Origin of the sequence: Mesorhizobium sp. M7A.F.Ca.CA.001.08.2.1 (genome assembly GCF_003998455.1) — a bacterium.
GTDB classification, from domain to species: domain Bacteria; phylum Pseudomonadota; class Alphaproteobacteria; order Rhizobiales; family Rhizobiaceae; genus Mesorhizobium; species Mesorhizobium ciceri.
In genome coordinates, this window is sequence record NZ_RZPW01001153.1 from 1 (window position 1) to 1,313 (window position 1,313).

Annotated in this window: 1 protein-coding gene; it reads left to right on the forward strand. The window is 59.8% G+C overall.

Annotation, left to right across the window (positions count from 1 at the left end; all coding sequences use genetic code 11):
• A partial coding sequence (locus EN914_RS35720; protein WP_206527324.1) for a cohesin domain-containing protein occupies positions 1–1,313 on the forward strand: 1,313 nt, incomplete at both ends.

The window sequence follows — 1,313 nt, forward strand, 5'->3', positions numbered from 1 at the left end:
ACGTCATGCTGATCGGGCAGGGGGTTGGGCGCATCGACGGTTCGATCGTCATCGACAATGACGGTGCAGGCTTCACCTTCCTGCGGACGGGAGCAATCCGGCAATATGGCAGCCAGAACGCCAGCCCAGAATCGATGTTAAAGCACAGCCAAGATCCGACGGCTAAGGATCCCGCGACAGCACAGCTACCCGATCTCAATGTCGGTGGCATCCTTCCGTTCGACCACTACCGTGTTATGCTGCGAAGCGGTGAGAACGCCCTGCATGACAGCCGCGACGACCTGGATGGTAATCGCGATGGAACTCCTGGCGACGATTTTATCGCTGGTTTCGACGTCAAGAGCGTAGGAAACGGCATTATCAGCCTGTTCGACTTCATGCGCGGTCCGGGCCAGAAAGTGGATGTTCCCGCCCGCGCCAACGGACTGCCTGTGAGTTTCAGCAGCCTTGGCGGCGTCAAGTCGCTGGTGTTCACTGTGGACTATGATCCGGCCATGCTCACCATAACTGGAGCAACGGCCGGAGCCGACCTTCCCAAGGGCACGAAACTCTCATTTGGCAGCACCCTGAAATCTGACGGGACGAAGCAGGCCATCGTGACTGTCTCCAGCAGCAGCGCACTGCGAAGCGGCACGCTGAATATCGTCTCCCTCACTGCGTCCGTGCCCAGCACCGCGATCTATGGAGATACCCAGGTCCTGCATGTCGCGGTTGCAAGCGTAAACGGCAAGGCGACAACAATCACCAGCGACGATGCCCTGCAGATTGTGGGCTATATCGGCGACGCCAACAGAGATGCGGTATACACCAAGGCGGACGTCGACCTAATCTCAACGGCGGCAGCAAATCCAGGACAGGGCTTCTCAGCCTGGTCCTTGATCGATCCGGTCTCGATCGCGGATTTCGACCTCAGCGGTACTGTTACCAGCCAAGATGCCAACATCCTGAAATTGGAGATAGCGGGCCGCGACCAGCCGGAGATCCCACCAATTCCCGCCGGCATCCATGTTCAGTTCCAAAGCACCGGGGCCGGATTCCAGACGCAGAGCGAATCCTCTACACTAGACGCTTTGCCTCTCGGCCCGACCCTGACCTCAGCCGACGCGACGACATCTCGGGCGCAGGTGACGCGCGGGGAGGCGTCAGCAGATCCCACGCCTGCGATCAACAAGAACTCGGCTCCTCTCTTGCGCGCTCCTGACGACGGAACCAAGGCTTCACTGTTGGACGTTCCGGACTGGCAATTTGCCGGCGCTGCGAGACGAGCCTCGCAGGGCGATCGCGATTTCGCTCTCGATCTGACGGTCCCGACA